Source organism: Clostridium sp. MCC344 (genome assembly GCF_018785365.1).
Taxonomy (GTDB): domain Bacteria; phylum Bacillota; class Clostridia; order Lachnospirales; family Lachnospiraceae; genus Pilosibacter.
The window spans coordinates 47587-70218 of sequence record NZ_WQPQ01000022.1 but is presented as its reverse complement, the minus strand read 5'-3'; the positions used below and the strand labels follow the sequence as shown (position 1 = coordinate 70218).

Below are 22632 nucleotides of genomic sequence, written 5' to 3'. Positions count from 1 at the left end.
ATGTCAACCTGCCATTGTTTTATTTCGATCTATCGTCGTTGATTTTCCGACGTTCAACATTCCACTATTTATCAGTCGATATCCAGCTCCACCGGACAGTGATCGCTTCCCATGATCTCCGTATGGATCTTTGCGCCCACCAGCCTGTCCTTTAAGCCCTCGGAAACGCAGAAATAGTCGATCCGCCATCCCGCGTTCTTTGCCCTCGCCGAGAACCGGTAAGACCACCAGGAGTAGATCCCTTCCTGGTCCGGGTAAAAATACCGGAAAGTATCGATAAATCCGGCGCCCAGGAGCTCCGTGAATTTCGCGCGTTCCTCATCGGAGAATCCCGCATTTTTCCGGTTCGTCTTCGGATTCTTCAGGTCGATCTCGTTGTGGGCTACATTGAGATCGCCGCAGAAGATCACCGGCTTCTTTTTCTCCAGCTCTTTCAGGTACGTCCGGAACGCGTCCTCCCACTGCATCCGGTAATCCAGACGTTTCAGCCCGTCCTGGGAGTTCGGCGTGTAGCAGGTGATCACGTAATATTCCGGAAATTCTGCCGTGATCACGCGGCCTTCATGGTCATGTTCCTCGATCCCGAGTCCGTAAGTCACTGCGACCGGCTCTTCCTTCGTAAACATCGCCGTTCCGGAATATCCTTTTTTCTCCGCATAATTCCAGTACTGGTGATATCCCGGAAGATCCAGATCTACCTGGCCTTCCTGCAGCTTGCTCTCCTGGATGCAGAAGATATCTGCGTCCGTCTCCTTTAAATATTCTAAAAATCCCTTTCCCAGGCAGGCACGAAGGCCGTTTACGTTCCAGGAAATCATTTTTTTCATAGATTCGTTCTCCATTTCTATCGCACTCTTGCATGGACCGTTCTGAATTGTATCCTGCAGACATGAAAAATTACAGATATTCTGCGATCCGCATATAAGTTAAGTATATCATCATTCCATATGATTTACCATCATAAAATACTCCGGACTGCAGCCGGTGAATAACGCGAGCAGTAACGATCTCTCCCCATCCACATGATGGCCGGCTAAAGAAGAAACAAGGTCCCCGCTGCAGCATCATGCGCCGCAGGGGAACCTTGCCTGTTTTTCTTTTGATTTTTAACCGACCACACTCTTATCGATGACTTTCCAGTAAAGCGCCTTTTTCTCGACAAATTCCGAGATCAGATACAGCGCCAGACCGATCACGCTTAAGAGGATGACTGCATTTAAGATCATCTTGATATCATATGTCTCGCTTCCCAGTGTCAGCAGATATCCGAGTCCCGCTTTGGCTCCGATCATCTCGCCGATAACAGCACCTGTCATCGCCTGTGTCAGGGCAAGCTTGATACCGGACAGCATCATTTCGATGGAATACGGAACCTCGATCTTACAGAATGTCTGCCATTTGCTGGCTTTGAGCACCTTCATCAGATTGTATACATTATCTTCAATGGAACGGATCGCGGACACCTCGTTGATCATGATCGGGAATGATACGACCAGGATAACAAGGGCTGCCTTTGATTCGATGCCGAGTCCCATCCACAGGATAAATAACGGTGCGAGGGAAATCTTCGGCGCTGTCTGGATAATGATGACAAACGGCATGATCAGGCGTTCAATAAACCGGATCTTCGCCATAATATACCCGAGGATCAGTCCGATCACAATACCGATCACGGTTCCCATAAGGATCTCTTCCATCGTGACACGGATATGTTTCATGATATCACCGCTGACGAACAGCTTTACCATTGAATCTGCCAGTTCTGCCGGGCCGGGAAGCAGATAATTCGGTACATGAAAGAGCCGGATATACAGTTCCCACACGATCAGAAACAACGGCAGAAACAATGCCGGAAGAATGATTTTTCTGTATTTTCTGTAAAACATCTCTCACCTCATAACTCTTCCAGCCCGGAGCTGGGAAATCTTTGTTCTCTCTTATTTTGCCGGTGTATAAAGAAGCCCTGCTGCATCGAAGGTCTCATCGATGTTGCCGATCTCTTTGGATTTATTGATGAGTGCCTGCCACTTCTCCGGATCAGATGCGCCGATTCCGTTCTCTGCTGTGTAGTCGCTCTGCCATAATGTCTTTACGAATACATCATTTAAGATCTGGACAACAACATCTCTCTTTTCTGCGAATGTCGGTGCATATTTCTCGATGGACATATCAACTGCCTCTTCTACATGGCCGTCGATGATGTATTCGATCGCTTTGTTTAATTCGCGGCAGAAGCCATCAACTGTTTCCGGATCTTTCTCAACAAGTGCGTCGCCTGCAACTAATACGTTTCCGAAGGACGGAAGGAACTGGTCACATGTGATCTCGCTTGCAGCGAAACCGGAGTTGTTTAACTCGATCGTTCTGAGTTTGGAGAATACGATCGCATCGACCTGACCCTCAGTGAGAGCTGTCAGGATCGCACCTGTACCAACGATCTCAACCTGAACATCGTCGATGGTAAGTCCTGCGGACTCCAGAGCTGCCTGAAGCTGGAAATAGTTTGCGCTTCCAAGGCTTGTTACCGCTACTTTTTTGCCCTTTAAGTCAGCCGGTGTGCTGATTCCGGAATCACTTCCGAAAATGATCGCTCCAAGACCCTCCTGGTATGTTGTGTGAACAACCTTTACCGGGATTCCCTGTGCTTTTGCAGCTACAACTGCATCTGCATTCGGGAAACCGAACTCAACATTTCCTGCTGCGACATTCTTTACGATATCAGCAGCTGCTGCATAATAAAACTCTACATTCAGACCTTCTTCTGCGAAGTATCCGTTTTCCTGTGCAAGATATAACGGTGCGTAATACGGAACAGCGGAACCGTCGATCTGGATGGAAACAGTCTTTAAGTCTCCTGCATCCTTTGCCTCGGCTGCTGTTGTTTCGTCTGCTTTGCTCTCTTCCGCAGCAGTTGTCTCTGCTGCTGTTGTTGCGGCTGCCTCACTCGCTTTGTTTGCGCTGTCAGAGCTACATCCTGCAAGCATGGACACTGCCATGGCTGCTGTCAGTACGGTTGCAAGAATTTTCTTTCTCATAGTACTCTCTTTCTCCTTTTCATAATGGATGATACATTTGCTCCCGCCGGGTGATATTCCCGGCATTTATAATTTTCCCTGCCGTCTCCGGCCGGGTCATTATCATAGATCCGTTATCCGCAGTATCTTTTTCCGCTATTTTCTGTGAAGATATTCCTTATATAATTTTTCTCCTGCTGCCAGTGCCGTTCTGCACATTTCCTTCTGCGCAGGTTCAAAATCCACCAGCCACTGGTCCGTGATCCGGTTGCAGTGTACCGCGCAGATACTTCCCGAGAAAACATTGTTCAATGACGCCAGCGTGAAGATCGTCTCCGCTTCCATCTCCATGTTCAGGATGTTCCATTTTTTATACTGTTCCAGGACCGCATTTTCATCATATCCCGTTTCAAACGGCATCTGACGTCCCTGACCATGGTAGAAAGAGCCGACCGACATGCAGACTCCCATGGAATATGGCTGTTCTCTCTCTTCACACGCACGTTTCAGACAGTCCAGGACCTCGAACGATGCCAGCGCCGGGTATTCCGATGGTGCGTAAAAGCACGATGAACCGCCTCTCCGGACAGCACCTGTGTTTAATACCATAGCGCCGCACGGCACCTCTTCCTTCAGGACACCTGTTCCGCCGATCCGGATCAATGCTTTTGCTCCGAGCGCGATCAGCTGGATCACAGCGATCTCTGTTGACGGTGCGCCGATCCCTGTGGAACACACTGTAATTTTAATGCCATTGTAATATCCTGTCCCAACCACGTATTCCCGGTAATTGCTGACGATCCTGTAATCTTCCAGCAGATCCTCAAACATCGATACGCGCGCCGGATCCCCCGGAAGCAGCACGATCTCTCCAATATCATCTGCCGTACACTGGATATGCGGCATTTTTCCATTCATCGTCGGTGATGAAGCCGATGTAAAATTCACACAAATCTCCTCCAAAAACTTTCTTCCTTTGTCTTTTTCCGAACAGGCGCAGTCCTTATCAGTTCTTTGACTCATGCCAGTACAGGAATTTATCTTCCAGCACGCTGATCACCTGGTATGTCGCGATTCCCAGGATGATCGTTACGATGATGCCTGCGAGCAGCATCGGTGTGTCATATGTCGATGATGCATATGTTAAAATGTAGCCAAGGCCCTGTTTTCCCGACATCCATTCTGCAACGATCGCTCCGATGACTGCCTGGACGATCCCCACTTTCATGCTCGCAAAAAGTGCCGGAAGTGAATACTGCATCTCAACCTGTGAAAAGATCTGCCATTTTGATGCCTTTAAGATCTTCATCAGGTTTCTGACATCCGGCGGGATCGATTCCAATCCCAGCATCATGCCTGACAATACCGGAAACAGTACCATGGAAATGATCAGGACAACTTTTGATACAAGTCCGATCCCGAACCAGATAACGAACAGCGGAACAAGAGCGATCTTCGGCGCTGTCTGCAGAAAGATCAGATACGGCATCAGCATCGTTTTCAACGCATCGACCTTGATAAATATATATCCAAGTACGATCCCGAGAAACGCTCCGATCACAAACCCGAGAATGACCTCATATGTTGTCGTCCAGAGATGGGGATAAACCGTTCCCTTTACAAACATTTTTTCCAGACTGTTCCATACTTTCGGCGGCGATGGCAGAATGTACGCCGGTACATGTTTCACTGCAACGTAGATCCACCAGATCGCAATAAAGACACCGACGGAAAGTGCATACTCCCCGATCGTTCTTAAGACACCCTGAAGTTTTCCATTTTTCTTCATCCGATGATCCCCCTCAGGTACTTATTGTATTCTGTAAATTTCGGATCATTTCTTGTCGCTTCTCCCCTCGGGCGCGGCAGATCGATCTCGACCATCTCCTTTACGCGTCCCGGTCTCGCCGACATGACGAGCACCCGGTCTGACAGGAACGTCGCTTCCTCGATGCTGTGTGTGACAAAGATGACCGTCTTTTTCGTCTTCTGCCAGATCTTCAGCAGCTCCTCATTTAAATGGTCCCGCGTCAGGGCATCCAGCGCACCGAACGGCTCATCCATCAGGAGCAGCGGCGCATCGTAGGAAAGCGCACGGACGATGGAAACCCTCTGTTTCATACCGCCGGAAAGTTCTCGCGGGAGCGCTGTCTTGAACTCGGAAAGTCCTGCAAGTTCTAAGAGTTCATCGAGCTTTTTCTCATTCTCTTCCGTCTGTTTTTTCTGGATCACAAGCGGAAATTCCGCATTCTGTCTTACATTCTTCCACGGAAGCAGGACAGAATCCTGGAAAACAAAGCCCATCTGCTGGTCTGCGCCGTCACGGTACTCGATCGTGCCGGATGTCGGTTTGTCGAGGTTTCCGATGATCCGTAAAAGTGTTGATTTTCCGCATCCGGACGGACCGATGATCGAGATAAACTCACCCGGCCGGATCTGAAGATTGATATCCTTCAACGCTACTGTATCCTCTTTTAAGAGGTTACTGTATACCTTGTTTAAGCCTTTTAACTCTACGCTGTACTCACTCATAACGTTCCTCCTTTTTCTTTACCGGATTGCCTCAGAAATTTCTTCCGCATATGCCTTTAACAGGCGGATCCGTTCCTGCATCTCTTCTTCATTTCCGTCTTTCAGCGAAGTAAATGCCAGTGCTGCCGCCGGCTCCCCGTTGATATCAAAGATCGGGCACGCCACGCCCTGGATACCAAGCTGCAGTTCTTCATCGATCACGGAATATCCCTGGGCGCGGATGCGGTCAAGCTCTGCATTTAACTCCTGCAGCTCTGTTTTTGTATTCGGCGTAGTCTTTGTTCTCGTCTCTTTTTCCAGGATCTCAAGCGCCTGTTTCCTGTCCATATACGCCATAAACACACGGCCGGCAGAGGTAGAATAAAACGGGATCACATGACCGATCTTCATCATGTACATATTGGAATCGCCGCGTTCACTGCATGCAATGTTCATGGCGACGCCGTGCTCCATGATACAGAGGACTACATTCCTGTCAATTTTTTCTGCAAGTTTCTGCATCGATGTCTGTGCTGTCTGTGTGAGTGCACTTCCCTTTACAACACCTGCCGCAATACCGCAGATTTTATATCCCAGACGATATTTTTTTGTCTGTGCATCCTGAACAACAAGGTGATTTCCTTTCAGACTTGTGAGTATCCGATGGGTAGAACTTGCCGGGATATTCAGCTGTTCTGCAAGTTCCGTAACGGACAAGCCATCCATGTTCCGGCTCAGGACCTCCAGCGCACTCAGTGCGCGATCAACTAACTGCATAATTGCCTCCACTTGTTGTCGCAGCAGCAGCTAGTAAAGCGGACATTCGCAATCCGCTTCGCTACTTGCTCATGAACGCAGTCGCTTCGCGATCTGTCAGTGGGAGCTTTCAACTCCCACTGACATAAGCATCCCACTCACCCACCGCTTAGTGCTCCGCGCACTTGAAGCGGGGGGATGCTTATCTGCGTTCAAACAGCTGCCGTATAGCATCGCTCGTCATTTGTTTTGTTCATTCCGTGTAGTGGAATGGTATTCCGTAAACTGAAATTAGTTTTATCTATTTTAACATTTTCCGCACTTCAATGCAATGTCAAGTGACTTTTCCTCCTATCTTTGGCATACACTACAATTTCATGGGACAATTTTTGTATATTTTTGACGATTTTCATTCCGCTTAATGGAATATGTATTTTTTAGTACAGAAAAAGCGACAGAATTCCCGGAGTTTTTTCGTTCATTCTGTCGCTTTCCTGTATCTTATTCCTTTTATTTCAGGAATCTTGCCTCCCAGGCATATTCCTGCATCTTTTCGATCTCCTCGTCGCTGAATCCGAGCTGTTCCTTTAAGACTTCCTTCTCTTTCTGAAGTGTCGTTCTGGAACATGTCCGGTTATCAGAGTTTACTGTCACATGGACTCCCTCATCGAGAAGCTTGTGGATCGGATGCATCTCGATCGCCGGGACAACTTTTGTGTGGTAATTGCTCGTCACACATACCTCAAGTGTCACATTCTCGTCGATCAGTCTCCGGATCAGTTCCGGATCATTGATCGCCGCAACTCCATGTCCGATGCGCTTTGTCCCGAAGGAAAGCGCTGTCTTCATGCTATCCGGTCCGGCAGCCTCTCCTGCATGGATCGTCATCGGGATTCCGTATTCACGGACTTTCGCAAAGACAGATGCAAAGTTTTCCGTCGGGAACAGGCCTTCCGCACCGGCAATGTCAACCGCGCACACGACCGGTCCAAGATACTTTTTCGCTGTCTCCACCGTCTGCATGTTCAACGCTTCATTGTCTGCTCCGCGCATGCAGCAGAGGATCAGTCCGACACGGATCTCCGGATAGGCCTTCATGCCGCGCTCCGCACCGCGGATCGCTGCCTCGACAACTTCATCCTGCGTCAGACCGCCATTTACGGAAAGCTGCGGTGCAAAGCGGATCTCCGCATAATCCACACCTTCCTTTGCAAGATCTTCCACAAGCTCATAAGTCACACGCGCGATCGCGTCTGCTCTCTGAAGGACAAGAAGCGGAAGATCAAAGCGCTCCAGATATTCCTCCAGTGTCCTGCAGTCTTCCGGCACTTCCATTTTATACTTTACTTCTTCCGCGCTCTCCGCAGGAAGCCTGATCCCCTGTTCTTTCGCAAGCTCCCAGACTGTCTCCGGGCGGAGTGAGCCGTCCAGATGTAAGTGAAGTTCTGTTACATGACCCATAGATTCATTCTCCTTTCTGTCTTCTAAAAACAGCTCCCGTTCCCAGGAGCTGTTTCCTCTCCGGCCGGGATCACTTCCCAGCCGCAGCTTTCATCTGTTTCTTTTTCTTGTTATGTTCTACCATCGCGCAGTAGATCGTGTAGGCAATGATGATGATGAGATAAGGCATCATCTGGATAAACTGAAGCGGAATGGAAGAATTCTGCAGATAGTTCGCAAGGCTCTGGCAGAATCCGAACAGCAGGGATGCAAGCATTCCGATCACTGCATTTCCCGCCGCGATCGCCTGCGTCGCCAGTGCGATATAACCGCGTCCGGCAGTCATTCCGGATGAGAAAAGTCCTACATATCCCATGGACAGGAAGGCGCCCGCCATACCTGTCAGGATCCCGCTCAGGCAGAGTGCGATATATTTGATCCGCTTTACCGGAATGCCGACTGATTCCGCCGCATCCGGAGATTCCCCGACCGCACGGATATGCATACCGAGTCTCGTGTACTTAAACATATACCATACAACTGCCACTAAAACAAGTGCTGTGTATGTCAGGACATGATGTCCGGAAAGGACAGCACCGATCACCGGGATGTCTTTTACGACCGGGATCGTTAAACTCGGAAGTTTTAAAGATTCCAGGGATGTGGATGCGCCTTTTTCCCCCGTGATCAGATAGAGGACGAAGATCGTTCCTCCTGATGCAAACGTGTTTAATGCAATACCGGAAATGACCGCATTGGAGTTTAATTTCAGGATAAAGTAGGCGAGAATGTTGCTGACAACAAATCCTGCAAATACCGCCCCCAGGAATCCGATCCATGCGCTGTGGGAAAAGGCGCTGACGACAACGCCGACAAACGCGGAGATCAGCATCGTTCCTTCCAGTGCGATATTGCTTGTCCCCGATCTGGACGAGATCATCGCGCCAAGTGTTGTTAAGAGCACCGGCGTCGCGCTTCGGAACATCGCGAAGTAAAACTCCGGGAGACTTAATGTTTTTAAAATTTCCTGTAAAAGATTCATCTGTTACGCCTCCCCTTTCAGTGCTTTTTTCGCTTCTTCGCGCTGTTTCCATCCCGCCATGAACCGCTCTGCCGTTACAAACAGGATCAGAACGGCCTGGATGATCGAAACGAGCTCATTCTGTACATCAGAGCGGCGTGACATGAGGTCCGCACCGACACGGATGTATGCCAGGAAAAACGCGGCAAACGGGACCATTTTCGGATTGTTGCCGGACAGGATCGCGATGATGACACCGTCCCATGCGTAAGACGGGGAATCCTGCCAGTTGAAACGCTGGTACATTCCCATCTGCTCCACGGCACCGCCGAGACCGGCAACAGCACCTGCAATGATCTGGGTCATGATGATGACACGGCTTGTCCTGATCCCGGAATATTTTGCGAATTCCGGATTGCTTCCGGAGATGCGCACTTCATATCCGAATTTCGTCTTGTATACAAGAATGTATAAGGCGATCACGGCCGCGATCGCGATCAGGTATCCAACATGGAAATTTGTCCCCGGGATCAGCTTTCCGAGTGCTGCCGTCGCCTGATATTTCTTTGATGCAAAGGTTCCCGCCTCGCGGTCTGCCAGGAATTTTGTCACATTGTAAATCCCGAGATAGAAGAATACATAGTTGAACATCAGGGAAGTTACAAGTTCATTTGTGTGGAAATACACTTTCAAAAGAGCCGGGATGCTGCCGATCACTCCACCGACTGCCGCTGCCGCGATCATGATGACGATCGGGTGGACTGCAAACGGAAGAGATGTTTTGATGGCAAGCGCCGCGGTCACGACCGCGCCTGTATACAGACATGCATCCGCGATCATCGAGAAGTTTCCGGACTTAAAGACAAGTCCCAGCGCAAGTCCTGTAAAGATCAGCGGCACACTGCTCGCAAATACTTCAAAAAAGTGACGTTTCGACTGCAGCGGTCCCAAAAACAGGTTGTAGATCGCTGTCACCGGTTCTTCACTGACTGCGAAGATGACTGCCACAGACAGGGCAATGGCGATCCCGAATGCACAGAGCAGTCTTACGATGGTAAATTTCTTATTCACAGCAGGCACCTCCGATCTGCTCTTTGGAATCTTCTTTTACACCGAGCATGTAAAGACCAAGCTCGTTCTCCGATGTCTTCTTCACATCCGCGATATGTCCGACGATCCGGCCTTCATGCATGACGAGGATCGTGTCGCTCAGGGAAAGGATCTCGCTCAGATCCGCGGAGACGAGCAGGATCGCTTTCTTTCTGCTTCTCATGTCAACGATCTTTTTCCGGATGAACTCGATCGCGCCGACATCGATTCCGCGCGTCGGCTGGTTCATGATCAGGAGATCCGGTTCATAGTCAAACTCACGGCCAACAACGACCTTCTGGACATTACCACCGGAAAGTTCCGCGATGGACTGTTTGGAATTATCGTATTTTACGAGGAATTCCTTTAAGATCCTGTTTGTAAACTCGCTGATTTTTTTGCTGTCGAGAAGTCCGTGTGTTTTTAATTTATCCGTATAGTAAACCTTTGAGATCGTGTTGTCCTCCAGGGAAAGTTTCGGAGCCGTTCCGAATTTCATACGGTCTTCTGAGACATGGGAGATTCCTGCTTCCTGACGGGCGAGTACCGGAGCATTGGAAATATCCTTTCCATTCATCGTGATCGTTCCCTGCTGCTGCTTTAAGGTTCCGACGATCGCCTCAACGAGCTCCGACTGTCCGTTTCCATCAATACCGGCAATTCCGAGGATCTGACCCTCTTTGATGGAAAACGAGACATGATCCAGTCTCGTCTTTCCGAACTGGTCCACATAGACAAGATCTTTTACTGAAAAGACGGTTTTTCCAAACTCCATCTCCTCTTTTTCAATATCCAGGCTGACATCACGGCCGACCATCAGGCGGGAGATCTCCCTCTCATCAAGATCTGAGATCTCATACGTTCCCATGGTCTTTCCGTCCCTGAGGATCGTCATGCGGTTGCAGAGTGCCTTGACTTCATTTAGTTTGTGTGAGATGAAGATGATCGTGTGGCCATGTTCTCTTAAAAGTTTTAACTGTTCAAACAGTTCCTCTGTTTCCTGCGGTGTCAGCACGGCTGTCGGCTCATCCAGGATCAGGATATGCGCGCCCCGGTAGAGTGCCTTTAAGATCTCAAGTTTCTGGCGCATGGCAAGAGAAATGTCTTCGACCTTTTCTTTTGCCTCTACCTTCAGATTGTATTTGTCGGAAAGTTCTGTCGTGATCCGCACTGCTTCTTTCCTGTCTACTTTCAGTGCGGTTCCCGGCTCTGCACCGAGGATCAGGTTCTCCGCCACAGTCATGGACGGGACCTGCATAAAGTGCTGGTGTACCATGCCGAGTCCGGCCGCGATCGCATCGCTGGATGAAGAGAAGTGTACTTCTTTTCCATCCACAAAGATCTGGCCTTCCGTCGGTGCCAGCATACCAAACAGCATTTTCATCAAAGTTGACTTTCCTGCACCGTTCTCTCCGACCAGCGCATGGATCTCACCTTTTTTGATCTGCAGATTGACATTATGGTTTGCCACAACGCCGCCCGGGTATACTTTTGTGATATTCCGGGCCTCTAAAATGATCTCCTGCTCCATTCATTCTCCTCCAGGTAAAGCTCTTATCCGCCTGTATGTTCCGGCAGTTGTCCCACCGTTATGCATGATGATAAAAAGCAACATCTCCTGCGATCCGCGGACAGGGAAAGCGCCGGGCGGTCTGCTCCGGGATGACCCCGGGAACAGTATTTTCCGCCTGCTGCTTCATTTCTGCCTGATACAGGAGATGTGAACTAAACTATGGGTGCATGTCTCAGCTGTTTTCCTTTACTGTGCTCCGTTGATGATGCCTTTTAAGGTTGCCTCATCCATGCCGTAAGCGGAATCAACCTTGACCTCGCCGGAAAGCAGTTTCTCTTTTGCGTCCTCGACTGCCTTCTTTGCATCGTCAGATACAACAGACTGATAGATATCATTGTCAGCAAGACCTACAACGCCGTCCTCGATACCAAGGGTCTGATATTCACCATACGGAAGTGTTCCATCAACTGCCTTCTCAACTGCATTGTAGATGCTGTCGCCAACGCCCTTGATCGCGGAAGAGATGATGAAGTTTGCCTCGTCCTTGCCCTCGTAAGCAAGTGCCTGGTCGGAGTCAACACCGATGCAGTACTTCTTGCTTTCTGCAGCTGCCTCGATAACACCTACGGATGCCGGACCTGCTGCTACGAATACAACGTCAGCGCCGTTGGAGTACTGAGTGATCGCAAGCTCTTTTGCTGTTGCGGAGTCAACATAAGAACCAACGTAGGAAACAAGTACCTTCACATCCGGATCTACGAACTGAGCGCCCTCGATGAAGCCGACTGCAGAGTCGTTGATAACAGCTGCTGTATCCTTTGCACCTACGAAACCGATCACGTTGTCTTCGTTTGCGTATTCCATATCGGACTTTGTCGCACTTGCTGCAAGAACACCTGCAAGGAATGCGCCCTCGTTCTGCTTGTAGCTCATGGAGTATACGTTGCTTAAGTCGCCGATGGTGTAGTCAACATCTGTATCAAAGATGATGAACTTCTTCTCCGGGAACTCCTGAGCAACCTTCTCTGTGATCTCCTTCATATCCCAGAGACCTGTGATGATAAGGTCTGCATCGGACTCACAAGCGTCTAACATGGAACCTTCAAACTTTGTCTTGTCGCTGCCCATCTCGACCATGTTTACTTCAACCTTGTCGCCAAGCTCAGCCTCAAGCTTTTCCATGCCGGCCTGCGCGGAATCATTGAATGCCTTATCGCCGAAAGAACCGGTAACAAGAAGTGTCACTTTTAACTTCTCACCGTTTGTCTCTGCCTTTGCTGCCTCCGCAGTTGTTTCAGCAGCTGCAGTTGTCTCTCCTGCTGCGGCTGTTGTCTCAGTCTTGCTCTCGCTCGCGCATCCGAACAGCATGGAAGCTGCCAGTGCCATAGCCAGTGTGCTGCATACGATTTTCTTTCTCATAATTAGTTGTTCTCCTTTTCGTAAAACGTTGATTTATTCAAACTGTCCAGGGTCTCCAGATAGTTCTCCTTGTTCATTACCGGCTGGAATGCCTCTTTGATCTTCCATGCAGAAGCACCGCCGTCAGACAGCAGGTCGATCACGGTGTCCGCAAAATAATGTGCCGGAACACAATATGCCTGTTCAGGATCCACCGTCTTAAAATCTTTTCCGTGGATGCTGCCTTCAAATCCGGCAACTCCGATCTCGACGATCGGCCACATCAGTGACAGATCTCCCATATCACCGGAAGCAAATCCGTGGGTTCCCTGGGCGATCATGCTCTCATCGATGTAATCCAGAATATGTTTTTTCACAAGCGCTGTCAGGTTCTCGTCCTGATGAAGCGGGAAGTATCCCGGAGTATCCTGGATCTCCAGATCACAGTTGATCGCAAGTGCACCTGCGCGGATCGCACGCGTTACTTTCGCGTTCGTCTCGAAGATCGCCGGAACGGTTTTCGCCCGGACATACATTTCCAGCTGCGTTCTTGCCGGGATCGTGTTGACGGACTGTCCGCCTTCCGGAACGAAGAAATGGACACGGATCGCATCATCAGCGCGGAATGTCTCGCGCAGGAAGTTGATTCCGGTCATTGCGAGATTGACTGCATTTAATGCATTTACACCACCTTCCGGATTTGCGCCCGCATGCGCCGCCTTTCCAGTAAAGATCGCGCGTTTCATGATGAAACCGTTTAAGCTGGAGCCGATCTCCGCATGATATTTTGTCATGTCGATCCCCATTGCATGGCAGGAAAGCATGAGATCCACATCGTCGAACACGCCTGTGGCGATCATTTCCTGTTTTCCTGATGGGTGGGAGATCTTTCCCTCTCTGATCAGCTCTTTCCGGTAATCCATATCGCAGAATTCTTCTGCCGGCGTTACAAGAAGTGTAACCTTGCCGCAGAGATCTTTCAACATCCCTGATTCTTTGATCGCCAGGAATAAACTCATCATGACGCCGAGCTGACCGTAATGACCGCATGTGTGGGCGGCATAGCTGTCCTCGCTGGCATACGGATGTCCGAAAGTCGGAACTGCGTCAAATTCCGTGATCAGACCGATATTCGGACCCGGTTTTCCCGAATCCAGCACAGCGCGGATTCCCGTGTAAGCAACATCCTCATGCGGGATCCCTGCTTTATCCAGAGCCTCGATCGTTTTTTCTCTCGTTCTGAATTCCTTGAATCCAAGTTCCGGATGGCGGTAAATGTCCTCACTCATCGCGATGATCTCCGGAAGGATCCGGTCTAATGTTTCATGAACCTGTTTCATGGTCTTTTGTTTCCTCCTTCACTACACTTGCGGGATCTGCCCATCGACTGTCCCTTCCCGGACCAGTGCTCTGTTTTGTGTCTGCGGACCCCTCTGATCATTCATGATCTACTGGTATAGTGTAGAACTTATCATACATAGTTTTATAGGTAAATGTCAAGAATATTTCTTTTCCTGGTAAATAAAAAGTAGGCTGCCGCACATTTCATGCAGCAGCCCACTTGCCAACTGTATTCTCCGGTCTTTTTATCTCTGTCGCACTGACTTGGAGATCTGTTCCGCAAATTGTCGTAAAAGACAGATCCTTCTGACCAGTTCTCTCGTATTTCCATCTTTGATCGACACAAATGTCAGCGCTGCCATGATATCACCATAAAAATCAAAGATCGGGCATGCCGCTTCCTGCTTGTAGCTCTGCTCTTCGCAGTCAACGAGCGTATATCCCTTCCGGCGGATATGTTCCATCTCCTTCATATCCGGCTCCATATACTGATAAGCGCGGTCATGAAACCAGCGTGTTTTCTATCAGTTTTTATGATTTCTGCGCCTAATAAATGATGTTTACGAGTCCGGTCGAGCAGATCGGGATAAAGGTAAGGATCAGAAGGCAGCCGAATAACAGTGCATAGAACGGAACAGCCTCTTTGATGAAATCCTTTGTTGAGCACTTTGTGACACCGCAGGTTACGAACATCAGGGTTCCCATCGGCGGTGTGAAAGCACCGATGGCATTTGCGAAAATAAATACCATCGCGAAGTGGATCGGATCGATTCCGTATGCTGTCGCGGCCGGCGCAAATAACGGCACGAGGACGATCATGCTGGCATTTCCTTCTACGAACATGCCGACAAAGATCAGGAAGATATCAACAGCAACAAGGAAAATCCATTTATTATGGATCACAGAGATCATCCACTGGGTAAACATCTGCGGGATCATCTCTTTTGTGAGGATCCAGGAGAATGTAGACGCCGCCGCAACGATCAGCATGATGGATGACGTTGTCATAAGAGTCTCTTTTAAGCCCTGACGAATTTCATTCGGTCCCAACTCTCTGTAGCCTAATCCGAGGGCAGCTGCATATACGATTGCAACGGCACCAGCCTCTGTGGCCGTGAAGATGCCGAGACGAACGCCGCCGATGATGATGATCGGAAGGCATAACGGGAGGATCGCCGGTTTAAAGGACGTCCAGAACATCGTCCCCGTCATTTTGTCTTTGCGGAGCGGAAGATAACCGCGTCTTCTTGAAATTCTGGACACCATAAACATCATTGTTATACAAAGAAGAATACCCGGACCAAAACCGGCAATGAACAATTTACCGATTGATACATTCGCAATACAGCCATAGAGAATCAGTCCAATTCCCGGCGGGATTAACGGTGTGATCATACTGGAAGCCGCAGTTACTACCGTGGAAAATGCTTTGCCAATCCCTTTGGATTCCATCTCCGGAACCAGCATCTTTGCCTCCATCGCGGCATCCGCAAGTGCGGAACCGGAAAGTCCGCCCATCAATGTACTAAGAAGGATATTTACCTGTGAAAGTCCACCGTACATTCTTCCGGTCAGGACCGCACAGAAATCCATGATTCTCTTTGTAACCCCCGTGTAGTTCATGAGAACACCTGCACATACGAAAAACGGGATTGCAAGAAGTGTCACACTCTCGGAACCGGTAATCGCCTGCTGTGCAAATACAGCCGGATTAATACCCGGAGTCAGTATAAAATAAACAACGGAAGCTCCAAGCACTGCCACAAATACCGGAATTTTAAAAAACAGCAGGGCAAGGAGAATGATCGCCATAATACCAACAGCTGAATTCATACGTTCTCCCCCTTTCCACCGTCTTTAAACAGTTCCTTTAATTCATAATATTTTTCTTCTGTATAGCTGATCAACATAAGTACAATGGAAACCGGAGCAATCGCATAGATCCATGCATACGGGATCATAAGGATTGGCGTCTTACGGTTTGTACGCAGCATAACATTGATATAGTCTTTGCTCCTAAACAGGAAATAAATCAGTACTGCGTACACGATTACAGGAATTAAAAGTTCTATTCCTTTACGTATCTTTTTGGGAAGTGCGTCCACCAAAATTTCAATCGCCACATGGCTCTTCGTGCGGAACGCTGCAGGTGCTGCCAGGAATGTGATCCACACCATACATGCAAGCTGAAATTCTTCTTCCCACGTAAATGGCCGACTGAATATGTAACGCATTGGTACTCCAACAAATGTAACGCCAATCAGCACTGCCAGCACCAGAGATGCCACTGCAACCTCGATTCTGTCTAAGATATCCAGGAATTTTTTCATTGTTTTCACCATCCTTATCTACAGGGCTGTCAAAAATGACAGCCCCTGACAGATCTCTTTCTACTGGATTGCAGCTTTTACTGTATCGTACAAACCATCACTCCAGCCAAACTGAGAACCTTTCTCATAGAAGGAAAGGCTTGCTTCCTTCCACTGTGCTCTCTCTTCGTCTGTCAGCTCTGTGAAGGTTACGCCTGCATCTTCCAGTTTCTTGCGGTAGTCTTCGTTTGCAGCTTCCTGTTTCTCGTTGTTGTAGAGACCAGCTTCCTCACATGTCTTGAATAAGAGGTCCTGCTGTTCCTGGGTCAGAGTGTTGAGGTAATCTGTTCCGATACACCATGTTGTGAAGTTTAAGATATGTCCTGTCATAAGGATGTTCTTTGTAACTTCCTGGAAACTCTGTCCGTATAATGTGGAAAGCGGGTTCTCAACGCCGTCAAGAGTACCGTTCTGTAATGCTGTGTATACATCACCAAGAGCCATCGGCACTGCGGTAGCGCCTAATGCATTGAAGCCCTCTACATAGATCTGGCTGTTTGCGAGACGGATCTTTTTACCCTTGATATCTGCCGGTACAACTGCTTTGTCTTTCGTCATTAACTCACGCTCACCATAGATCCAGTTGGAGCCAAGAACGGTAAGTCCTTTGTCGGCAAGCTTGCTGCACTGGTCTTTATACCAGTCACTGTCGATCAGCTTCCATACCTCATCCCAGTTATCGAAGAAGAACGGTCCATAGAGGATACCAAGATCCGGAACACCGTAATCAGCATAGAAAGCGCCGTCTGCGATCGTGATCACATTCTCACCCATGACCATCTGGTCGATCAGTTTACTCTTGTTTCCGAGTGCGCTGTTTGCGAATACTTTGAGTTCCATGGTGCCATTGCTCTCTTCTTTTAAGAGCTCTGCCCATTTTTCAACAGCCTGTCCGATCGGCTCCTCGGTCGTGTTCTCAAAACCGATGTTGATCGTTACAACGTCTCCGGATGCTGCCGCTGCGGCCGTCTCTTCTGTTTTGGACTCCTCAGCTGCTTTTGTCTCTGCCGGTGCTGCGGTTGTGCTTGTGGATGCGCTGCTGCCACATGCGCTGAGTACCATGGATGCACACATAACTGCTGATACGGCTGCCATTGCTCTTTTCTTCATAAGTTTTTTCCTCCCATAAATAAAATACATTTTTACAGTTTCTGTTTAAAACTCGAATTCAGCTTTTACGATTTCCCCATAATTTTTATCGAGATCTTCAAATGCTTCTTCCGCATGATCTGCAGAATATGTTCTGGAAATCAGTTTTGTAAGATCCACAAATCCTTCGCGGACAAGTTTTAATACTGCCCGGAAATCGTCTGAGGTTGCACCTCTGGATCCATACATATTCAATTCTTTTCTCTGAACTTCCAGGAAATTGAAATCCGCATTTTTCTTCGCGACACCGATCACAACCATCTTTCCGCGGCTGGCAACTGCCTTCACACAAGCTAAGAATGTTGCCGGGGCGCCAACAGCTTCCACCGTTGCGTCGAATCCGTCTCCTCCTGTGACCGTCCCGATAAATTCCGTCAGCTTTTCCGGGCTGTCATTGACAAATCCGCCGTCCAGCCCGAAATCATTGACTGCTTTTTTTACCTTTTCTTCGGCAATATCCGTGATATAAGCTTTCGCTCCGAAACTTTTTGCCGCAACACCGGCCAGGATCCCGATCGCTCCCGCGCCAAAGATCAGCACCTTGTCTCCCGGTTTTAATTCCGCTCTGGACACACCGTGGTAACTGATACAGAATGGCTCAACGAGCGCCAGCTCCTTCGGATCGATCCCTGCGCCGTCAAACAGCCGCTCGACCGGCATCGTGAAGTAGTCGCTGAAAGCTCCTTCCCTCTGGACACCCATCGTCTCGTTGTGGATGCAGGCATTCACATAACCGCGCCGGCAGGAATAACAGGTCCCGCAGTTGAAATACGGGTTTCCCGTCACCAGCATTCCTTTTTTGATCCCATACGGATTCTCGCCGACTTCCACAACCTCGGCTGCGAATTCATGTCCGATCGTACGCGGATAGCTGACATATGCGGACTGGCCGCGGTAGGAAGCCAGGTCACTTCCGCAGATCCCCCCGCAGACCATTTTCAGTAATGCCTCTCCCTGTTTTGGAACCGGAATTTCTCTTTCGGCTGTCACAGCCTTCCACGGTTCCGGAAGAACGATCGCTCTCATTTCAGATCACTCCTTATTTTACCTCTGTCATGAACTCATGCAGGAAGCGGAAGCCCCATCCTTCACCTTCACGCGGACGGGCAAAACCATTGTCGATGACCATAGGATTATCGATGATCGCATCGATCCAGTCAAAGCTCTCTGCGCCATACGGATTTGCAACTGTGCAGAGAAGCGGTACATCATAGTCTTTATAGTAGTGAGGAAGTACCGGAATATTGTAAGCGTTTGCAAGTGCCGCGCTGTCTCTCCATGCTTCAACACCGCCGAGACGGATCAGATCCGGCTGCCAGAGATCAAGGGCACGTCTTCCGATCAGTTCGCGGAGAGCAACTGTGGAGTACTCTCTCTCACCCATTGCAAGGCTGACCTTTGTCTTTGAGTGGATCGTTGCATATCCTTCAAAGTCTGTATTAACGACCGGCTCCTCAAACCAGAAAATTCCGAGATGTTCTACATTGCTGATCAGTTTAACGGCTGACGGAACGTCCATACCCTGGTTCGCATCCATCATGATCTTCATATTCGGACCGGTTGCCTCTCTTACAAGGTTTAATCTGCGGATATCACGCTCCATATCCGGACTTCCGACTTTGATCTTGACTGCTGTAAATCCACGTTTCTGATAGTTTACGACCTCATCAACAAGTTCCTCGTCCGTGTAGCTGATCCATCCGCCGCTTCCGTATACCGGGATCGGTTTTCTGTGGCATCCGAACATCCGGTAGATCGGCTGTCCCATGGTTCTTGCCCATGCATCCCACATTGCTACGTTTAAAGTTGCCAGTACCCATCTCTGAAGTCCGACGATTCCGAAATACTCACTTTCGATCTCGTAATCCTTCTGGACCTGTGCGGTCTCATATACATGATAATCTTTCGCGAGTACGAAATTCTTCATATCTTTTAAGGCGCCTTCAATTGCGTTCGGGCTGTAATGGAAGCTTAAAAGATATCCCTGACCGATCACTCCGCCCTTTGTCTCAACCTCAAGAACGTAAAACGCGATCTTGCTGATATCATGAGTGGAATCTGCGATCGGATGGCTCAGTTTGCTGACAGCCTGGTAGATTCGTATATCTTTGATATATGTCTCATTTTCATTCATTTTTCCTGTTCCTCCCGTTATTATTTTGTCTTTGTTTTTGCTATGTGATATATCTATCATCATATTACACTATTTTGTGATATATTTCAATGGATTTCTGTGAATTTTCACTTGCAATTTGTCACAAAATTATATATGCTTGTTACAGCATATTTACCAAAAAGGAGGAGAACAATGGCAGAAGCATTGACAAATCAGGCATATGAATATCTCTATCGCAAGATCGTATCCTGTGAATACCTGCCGGGACAGGAACTTAATGAAAAGCAGCTTCTGGAAGAGACATCCTTTGGAAGAACGCCACTCCGCGAGGCGCTGCTCATGCTGCAGGCAGAGAATCTGATCGACATTTTCCCGCGCAAGGGAATGCGGATCACTCCTTTTACCGAAAAAAGTATCGACGATCTCTATCAGACACGTAAGCTGATCGAGCCGACTGTCTGTAGGAAATATATCTCCATGTACTCCAAGAGCAGGCTTTTAGAATATCTGAAGCAGTTTGAAAAGGCTGCCGCCGGTCCGGATTATGATGAATTTCAGATCGATACTTCTTTTCATTCCTATCTGGTCGATATCACCGGGAACGAGATCCTGATCAACCTGTATCAGTCTGTGATGATCCAGCAGATGCGCCTCGCCGTCTACGCCGCATTGAAGGATGACCAGAACCGTGTTGACAACCTTGAACAGCACCGCGCCATTATCGATGCGCTTTTAAGGGAGAACGAAGATGCCGTCCAGGACGCGATCATCCTGCACATCAACCACTCCCTGATCAAATCACTGAAAATGATGGAAAACGATAACTGACAATAAAACCAAAAGGCTGCCGTGATCCCGTATCGGATTATCCGATTCCGGATCACGGCAGCCCGTCTTTTTTGTCTTCGTTTTTAATATTCGTCCTCTTTATTACAGGATGCCAAATACTTTAAACGCTTCCGTCGCGCTCATCCCGCCTTCGATCGCACTGCGGACTTTTTTCTCACCCGCTGCTTTTTCAAACGCCTTCTCGATACATTCTTTTTCCACTTCTTTCGGAATGATCAGCACACCGTCCATATCTCCGAACACAATGTCACCATCGTGGATCGTAACCTGGCCGATCTCGATCGTGCAGCGGAAGTCCACCACATTCGTTCTGATCGAAGAGTCCTGCGCCCAGCGTCCCCTTGCAAATACCGGGAAATTCTGTGCAAGGACCTGCGGAGTGTCACGTGTATATCCGTCAAGAACTGCTCCCACAGCTCCGCGTGTCCTGGCTGTCGCCGTGAGGAGTTCTCCCCAGAGAGCACTGTTTCCCGCTCCCGTCGCTATATAGATCTCATCTTCCTTCAGCTGGTCAAGTGCTTCTGTCAGAAGTCCAAACGGCTTTTTCTGTGCTTCATATACATTATGTTCCAGGATCGTACACGCTCTCCCGGCCAGTTTCATGTCATCTTTTAACGGCATGATCTCCGGAGGCAGGAACTGGTGATTATATCCCATGGTATCAAGGATGTCTCCTACGACCGGAGTATAGAGTTTTTCTTTCATAAGCTTAAAGAGTTCTTTGTCGTCGTTCCACTTGCTCATTGTGCACTTTCTCCTTTATTTTCTATATTATATTTGTATTATAGTGCAATATGTGATATAATTCAATCATCAAATTTGGTATTGTGATATATCTATGTTGTGTAATTGTGACATTCTGCGCTGAAAACTTCCGGAATGGAGTTTTTATCTTACAGTGCAGAGACTTTATTCATTTCAGGAGAATCATTATGATCATTACAAAGTTCGAGACATGGTGGGTAACCCGCGATAAATGTCTCTTCGACGAAAAACGTCAGGGCGGCGCCAAAATGGGTTGGGATGTTTTCGCGATCCGGCTGACCGCAGATGACGGAACCGAAGGGACCGCAACCTGTATGGCTGCCCGCAGCGGCGGTGTAACCGAAAGTTATCTCCACGACAGTATCGCTCCGATCCTGCTCGGACGTGATCCGCACGATCATGAGGCGATCTTTTATGAGTTGTGGAATGTTGACCGTCATGAAGCATTTTTTCCCGTATTTCTTCCGGGTCCGGTGGATGTCGCACTTTGGGATATGTGTGCAAAAGCAGCCGGTCTTCCGCTTTATAAATATATCGGCGCTTACCGCACAAAGCTTCCGGTATATGCCAGCGGAAATTTCCACGCCACTGTGCAGGAATATGTCGACGAAGCACTTTATTATAAGAGCAAAGGGATTTTAGGATACAAGGCACATCCGGGCGGACCGGTTGAATTTGACATGAAAGTCCACGAAGCTGTCCGGGAGGCCGTTGGTCCGGATTATACGCTCATGAGTGACCCGGTCGGCGAGTATACGCTGGACGATGCCATCCGTGTCGCAAGACAGCTGGAGCGGCTTGGATATGAATGGTTTGAGGAGCCGTTCCGCGATTTCGAACTTTACAAATACACCGAACTCTGCAAGACCGTAGACATCCCGATCGCCGCTACAGAGACGACCAGAGGCTGTCATTGGGGCGTTGCGCAGAGTGTGGCACAGCATGCAGCCGATATCGTCCGCGCAGATGTAAGCTGGAAGGACGGCGTCACAGGGACTTTAAAGATTGCCCACATGGCAGACAGCTTCGGATTAAACTGTGAGATCCACACAACGACCATGAATTACATGGATCTTGCAAACGTGCATGTAAGCTGCAGCATCCGGAACTGTAAATATTTCGAGTACTTTGTCCCGGAAGATAACTACAGACTTCCCATGAAAGGTGATCTGCCGATCCGCGACGGATATATCTATGTACCTGACAAACCTGGTGTCGGGGCCGAGCTCGACTGGGATCTGATCAACGAAAACTGTCACAGCTATCGCTGCCAGAGCTTATAACTACAGATCTTCGATCTG

22 protein-coding genes are annotated in these 22632 nt (G+C 48.8%); 2 read left to right on the top strand and 20 right to left on the bottom strand.

Annotated features, from left to right (window positions below; all coding sequences use genetic code 11):
* Window positions 1-71: 71 nt before the first annotated feature.
* From GPK90_RS06920 to GPK90_RS06830, 19 genes are all read right to left on the bottom strand, one after another.
* On the bottom strand, window positions 72-827 hold the full coding sequence (locus GPK90_RS06920) for an exodeoxyribonuclease III (RefSeq protein WP_118532611.1): 756 nt from the start codon (window positions 825-827) through the stop codon (window positions 72-74).
* Window positions 828-1106: 279 nt separating this feature from the next.
* On the bottom strand, window positions 1107-1886 hold the full coding sequence (locus GPK90_RS06915) for an ABC transporter permease (RefSeq protein ID WP_118298385.1): 780 nt from the start codon (window positions 1884-1886) through the stop codon (window positions 1107-1109).
* A gap of 51 nt (window positions 1887-1937) precedes the next feature.
* A complete protein-coding gene (locus GPK90_RS06910; RefSeq protein ID WP_215702587.1) occupies window positions 1938-3035 on the bottom strand; it encodes an ABC transporter substrate-binding protein in 1098 nt (365 codons plus the stop codon).
* A gap of 135 nt (window positions 3036-3170) precedes the next feature.
* Window positions 3171-3962 carry a nucleoside phosphorylase gene (locus GPK90_RS06905; RefSeq protein ID WP_243016026.1) on the bottom strand — a complete coding sequence of 264 codons (792 nt, stop codon included), beginning with the start codon at window positions 3960-3962 and terminating at the stop codon, window positions 3171-3173.
* A gap of 58 nt (window positions 3963-4020) precedes the next feature.
* Entirely contained in the window at window positions 4021-4803 is a 783-nt protein-coding gene (locus GPK90_RS06900) for an ABC transporter permease (protein WP_118298387.1), read from the bottom strand.
* A complete protein-coding gene (locus GPK90_RS06895; RefSeq protein ID WP_118298388.1) occupies window positions 4800-5546 on the bottom strand; it encodes an ABC transporter ATP-binding protein in 747 nt (248 codons plus the stop codon). The genes GPK90_RS06900 and GPK90_RS06895 overlap by 4 nt, the downstream gene beginning before the upstream one ends.
* A gap of 18 nt (window positions 5547-5564) precedes the next feature.
* Window positions 5565-6302 carry an IclR family transcriptional regulator gene (locus tag GPK90_RS06890; protein WP_215702586.1) on the bottom strand — a complete coding sequence of 246 codons (738 nt, stop codon included), beginning with the start codon at window positions 6300-6302 and terminating at the stop codon, window positions 5565-5567.
* A 489-nt stretch (window positions 6303-6791) separates the two neighbouring features.
* The gene (gene add / locus GPK90_RS06885) at window positions 6792-7742 is read right to left on the bottom strand and encodes an adenosine deaminase (protein ID WP_215702585.1); all 951 of its coding nucleotides are present in this window, start codon (window positions 7740-7742) and stop codon (window positions 6792-6794) included.
* Between the two features lie 70 nt (window positions 7743-7812).
* Window positions 7813-8763 carry an ABC transporter permease gene (locus GPK90_RS06880; RefSeq protein WP_118298391.1) on the bottom strand — a complete coding sequence of 317 codons (951 nt, stop codon included), beginning with the start codon at window positions 8761-8763 and terminating at the stop codon, window positions 7813-7815.
* A gap of 3 nt (window positions 8764-8766) precedes the next feature.
* Window positions 8767-9813 (bottom strand): ABC transporter permease, encoded by a 1047-nt coding sequence (locus tag GPK90_RS06875; protein ID WP_118321424.1) that lies wholly within the window; start codon window positions 9811-9813, stop codon window positions 8767-8769.
* Window positions 9806-11362, bottom strand: a complete 1557-nt coding sequence (locus GPK90_RS06870) for an ABC transporter ATP-binding protein (RefSeq protein ID WP_118298393.1) — start codon at window positions 11360-11362, stop codon at window positions 9806-9808. The genes GPK90_RS06875 and GPK90_RS06870 overlap by 8 nt, the downstream gene beginning before the upstream one ends.
* 228 nt (window positions 11363-11590) lie before the next feature.
* Entirely contained in the window at window positions 11591-12763 is a 1173-nt protein-coding gene (locus GPK90_RS06865) for a BMP family ABC transporter substrate-binding protein (RefSeq protein ID WP_118532619.1), read from the bottom strand.
* A 2-nt stretch (window positions 12764-12765) separates the two neighbouring features.
* Complete coding sequence (locus tag GPK90_RS06860) at window positions 12766-14082, bottom strand: amidohydrolase (RefSeq protein WP_118298395.1); 1317 nt, start codon at window positions 14080-14082, stop codon at window positions 12766-12768.
* Between the two features lie 246 nt (window positions 14083-14328).
* Window positions 14329-14556, bottom strand: a complete 228-nt coding sequence (locus GPK90_RS06855; RefSeq protein ID WP_215702584.1) for an IclR family transcriptional regulator domain-containing protein — start codon at window positions 14554-14556, stop codon at window positions 14329-14331.
* 73 nt (window positions 14557-14629) lie between these two features.
* Window positions 14630-15916, bottom strand: coding sequence for a TRAP transporter large permease (locus tag GPK90_RS06850; protein WP_215702583.1), 1287 nt, complete (start codon window positions 15914-15916; stop codon window positions 14630-14632).
* Entirely contained in the window at window positions 15913-16413 is a 501-nt protein-coding gene (locus GPK90_RS06845) for a TRAP transporter small permease (protein WP_118532625.1), read from the bottom strand. Before GPK90_RS06845 ends, GPK90_RS06850 begins: the two co-directional genes overlap by 4 nt.
* A gap of 60 nt (window positions 16414-16473) precedes the next feature.
* Window positions 16474-17562 (bottom strand): C4-dicarboxylate TRAP transporter substrate-binding protein, encoded by a 1089-nt coding sequence (locus GPK90_RS06840; protein ID WP_215702582.1) that lies wholly within the window; start codon window positions 17560-17562, stop codon window positions 16474-16476.
* A gap of 45 nt (window positions 17563-17607) precedes the next feature.
* Window positions 17608-18627, bottom strand: a complete 1020-nt coding sequence (locus GPK90_RS06835) for an alcohol dehydrogenase catalytic domain-containing protein (RefSeq protein ID WP_215702581.1) — start codon at window positions 18625-18627, stop codon at window positions 17608-17610.
* Window positions 18628-18640: 13 nt separating this feature from the next.
* A complete protein-coding gene (locus GPK90_RS06830) occupies window positions 18641-19735 on the bottom strand; it encodes a mandelate racemase/muconate lactonizing enzyme family protein (protein ID WP_215702580.1) in 1095 nt (364 codons plus the stop codon).
* A 174-nt stretch (window positions 19736-19909) separates the two neighbouring features.
* Between GPK90_RS06830 and GPK90_RS06825 the strand changes: the two genes are divergently transcribed.
* Window positions 19910-20545: a GntR family transcriptional regulator gene (locus GPK90_RS06825; protein WP_118298401.1), complete on the top strand. Its 636-nt coding sequence runs from the start codon at window positions 19910-19912 to the stop codon at window positions 20543-20545.
* A 102-nt stretch (window positions 20546-20647) separates the two neighbouring features.
* Here the strand turns inward: GPK90_RS06825 and GPK90_RS06820 are convergent, their stop codons facing one another.
* Window positions 20648-21310, bottom strand: coding sequence for an RraA family protein (locus tag GPK90_RS06820; RefSeq protein WP_118298402.1), 663 nt, complete (start codon window positions 21308-21310; stop codon window positions 20648-20650).
* A 188-nt stretch (window positions 21311-21498) separates the two neighbouring features.
* Here GPK90_RS06820 and GPK90_RS06815 point away from each other — a divergent pair, with 188 nt between their 5' ends.
* Complete coding sequence (locus tag GPK90_RS06815; protein WP_118532631.1) at window positions 21499-22614, top strand: enolase C-terminal domain-like protein; 1116 nt, start codon at window positions 21499-21501, stop codon at window positions 22612-22614.
* Window positions 22615-22632 lie beyond the last annotated feature (18 nt).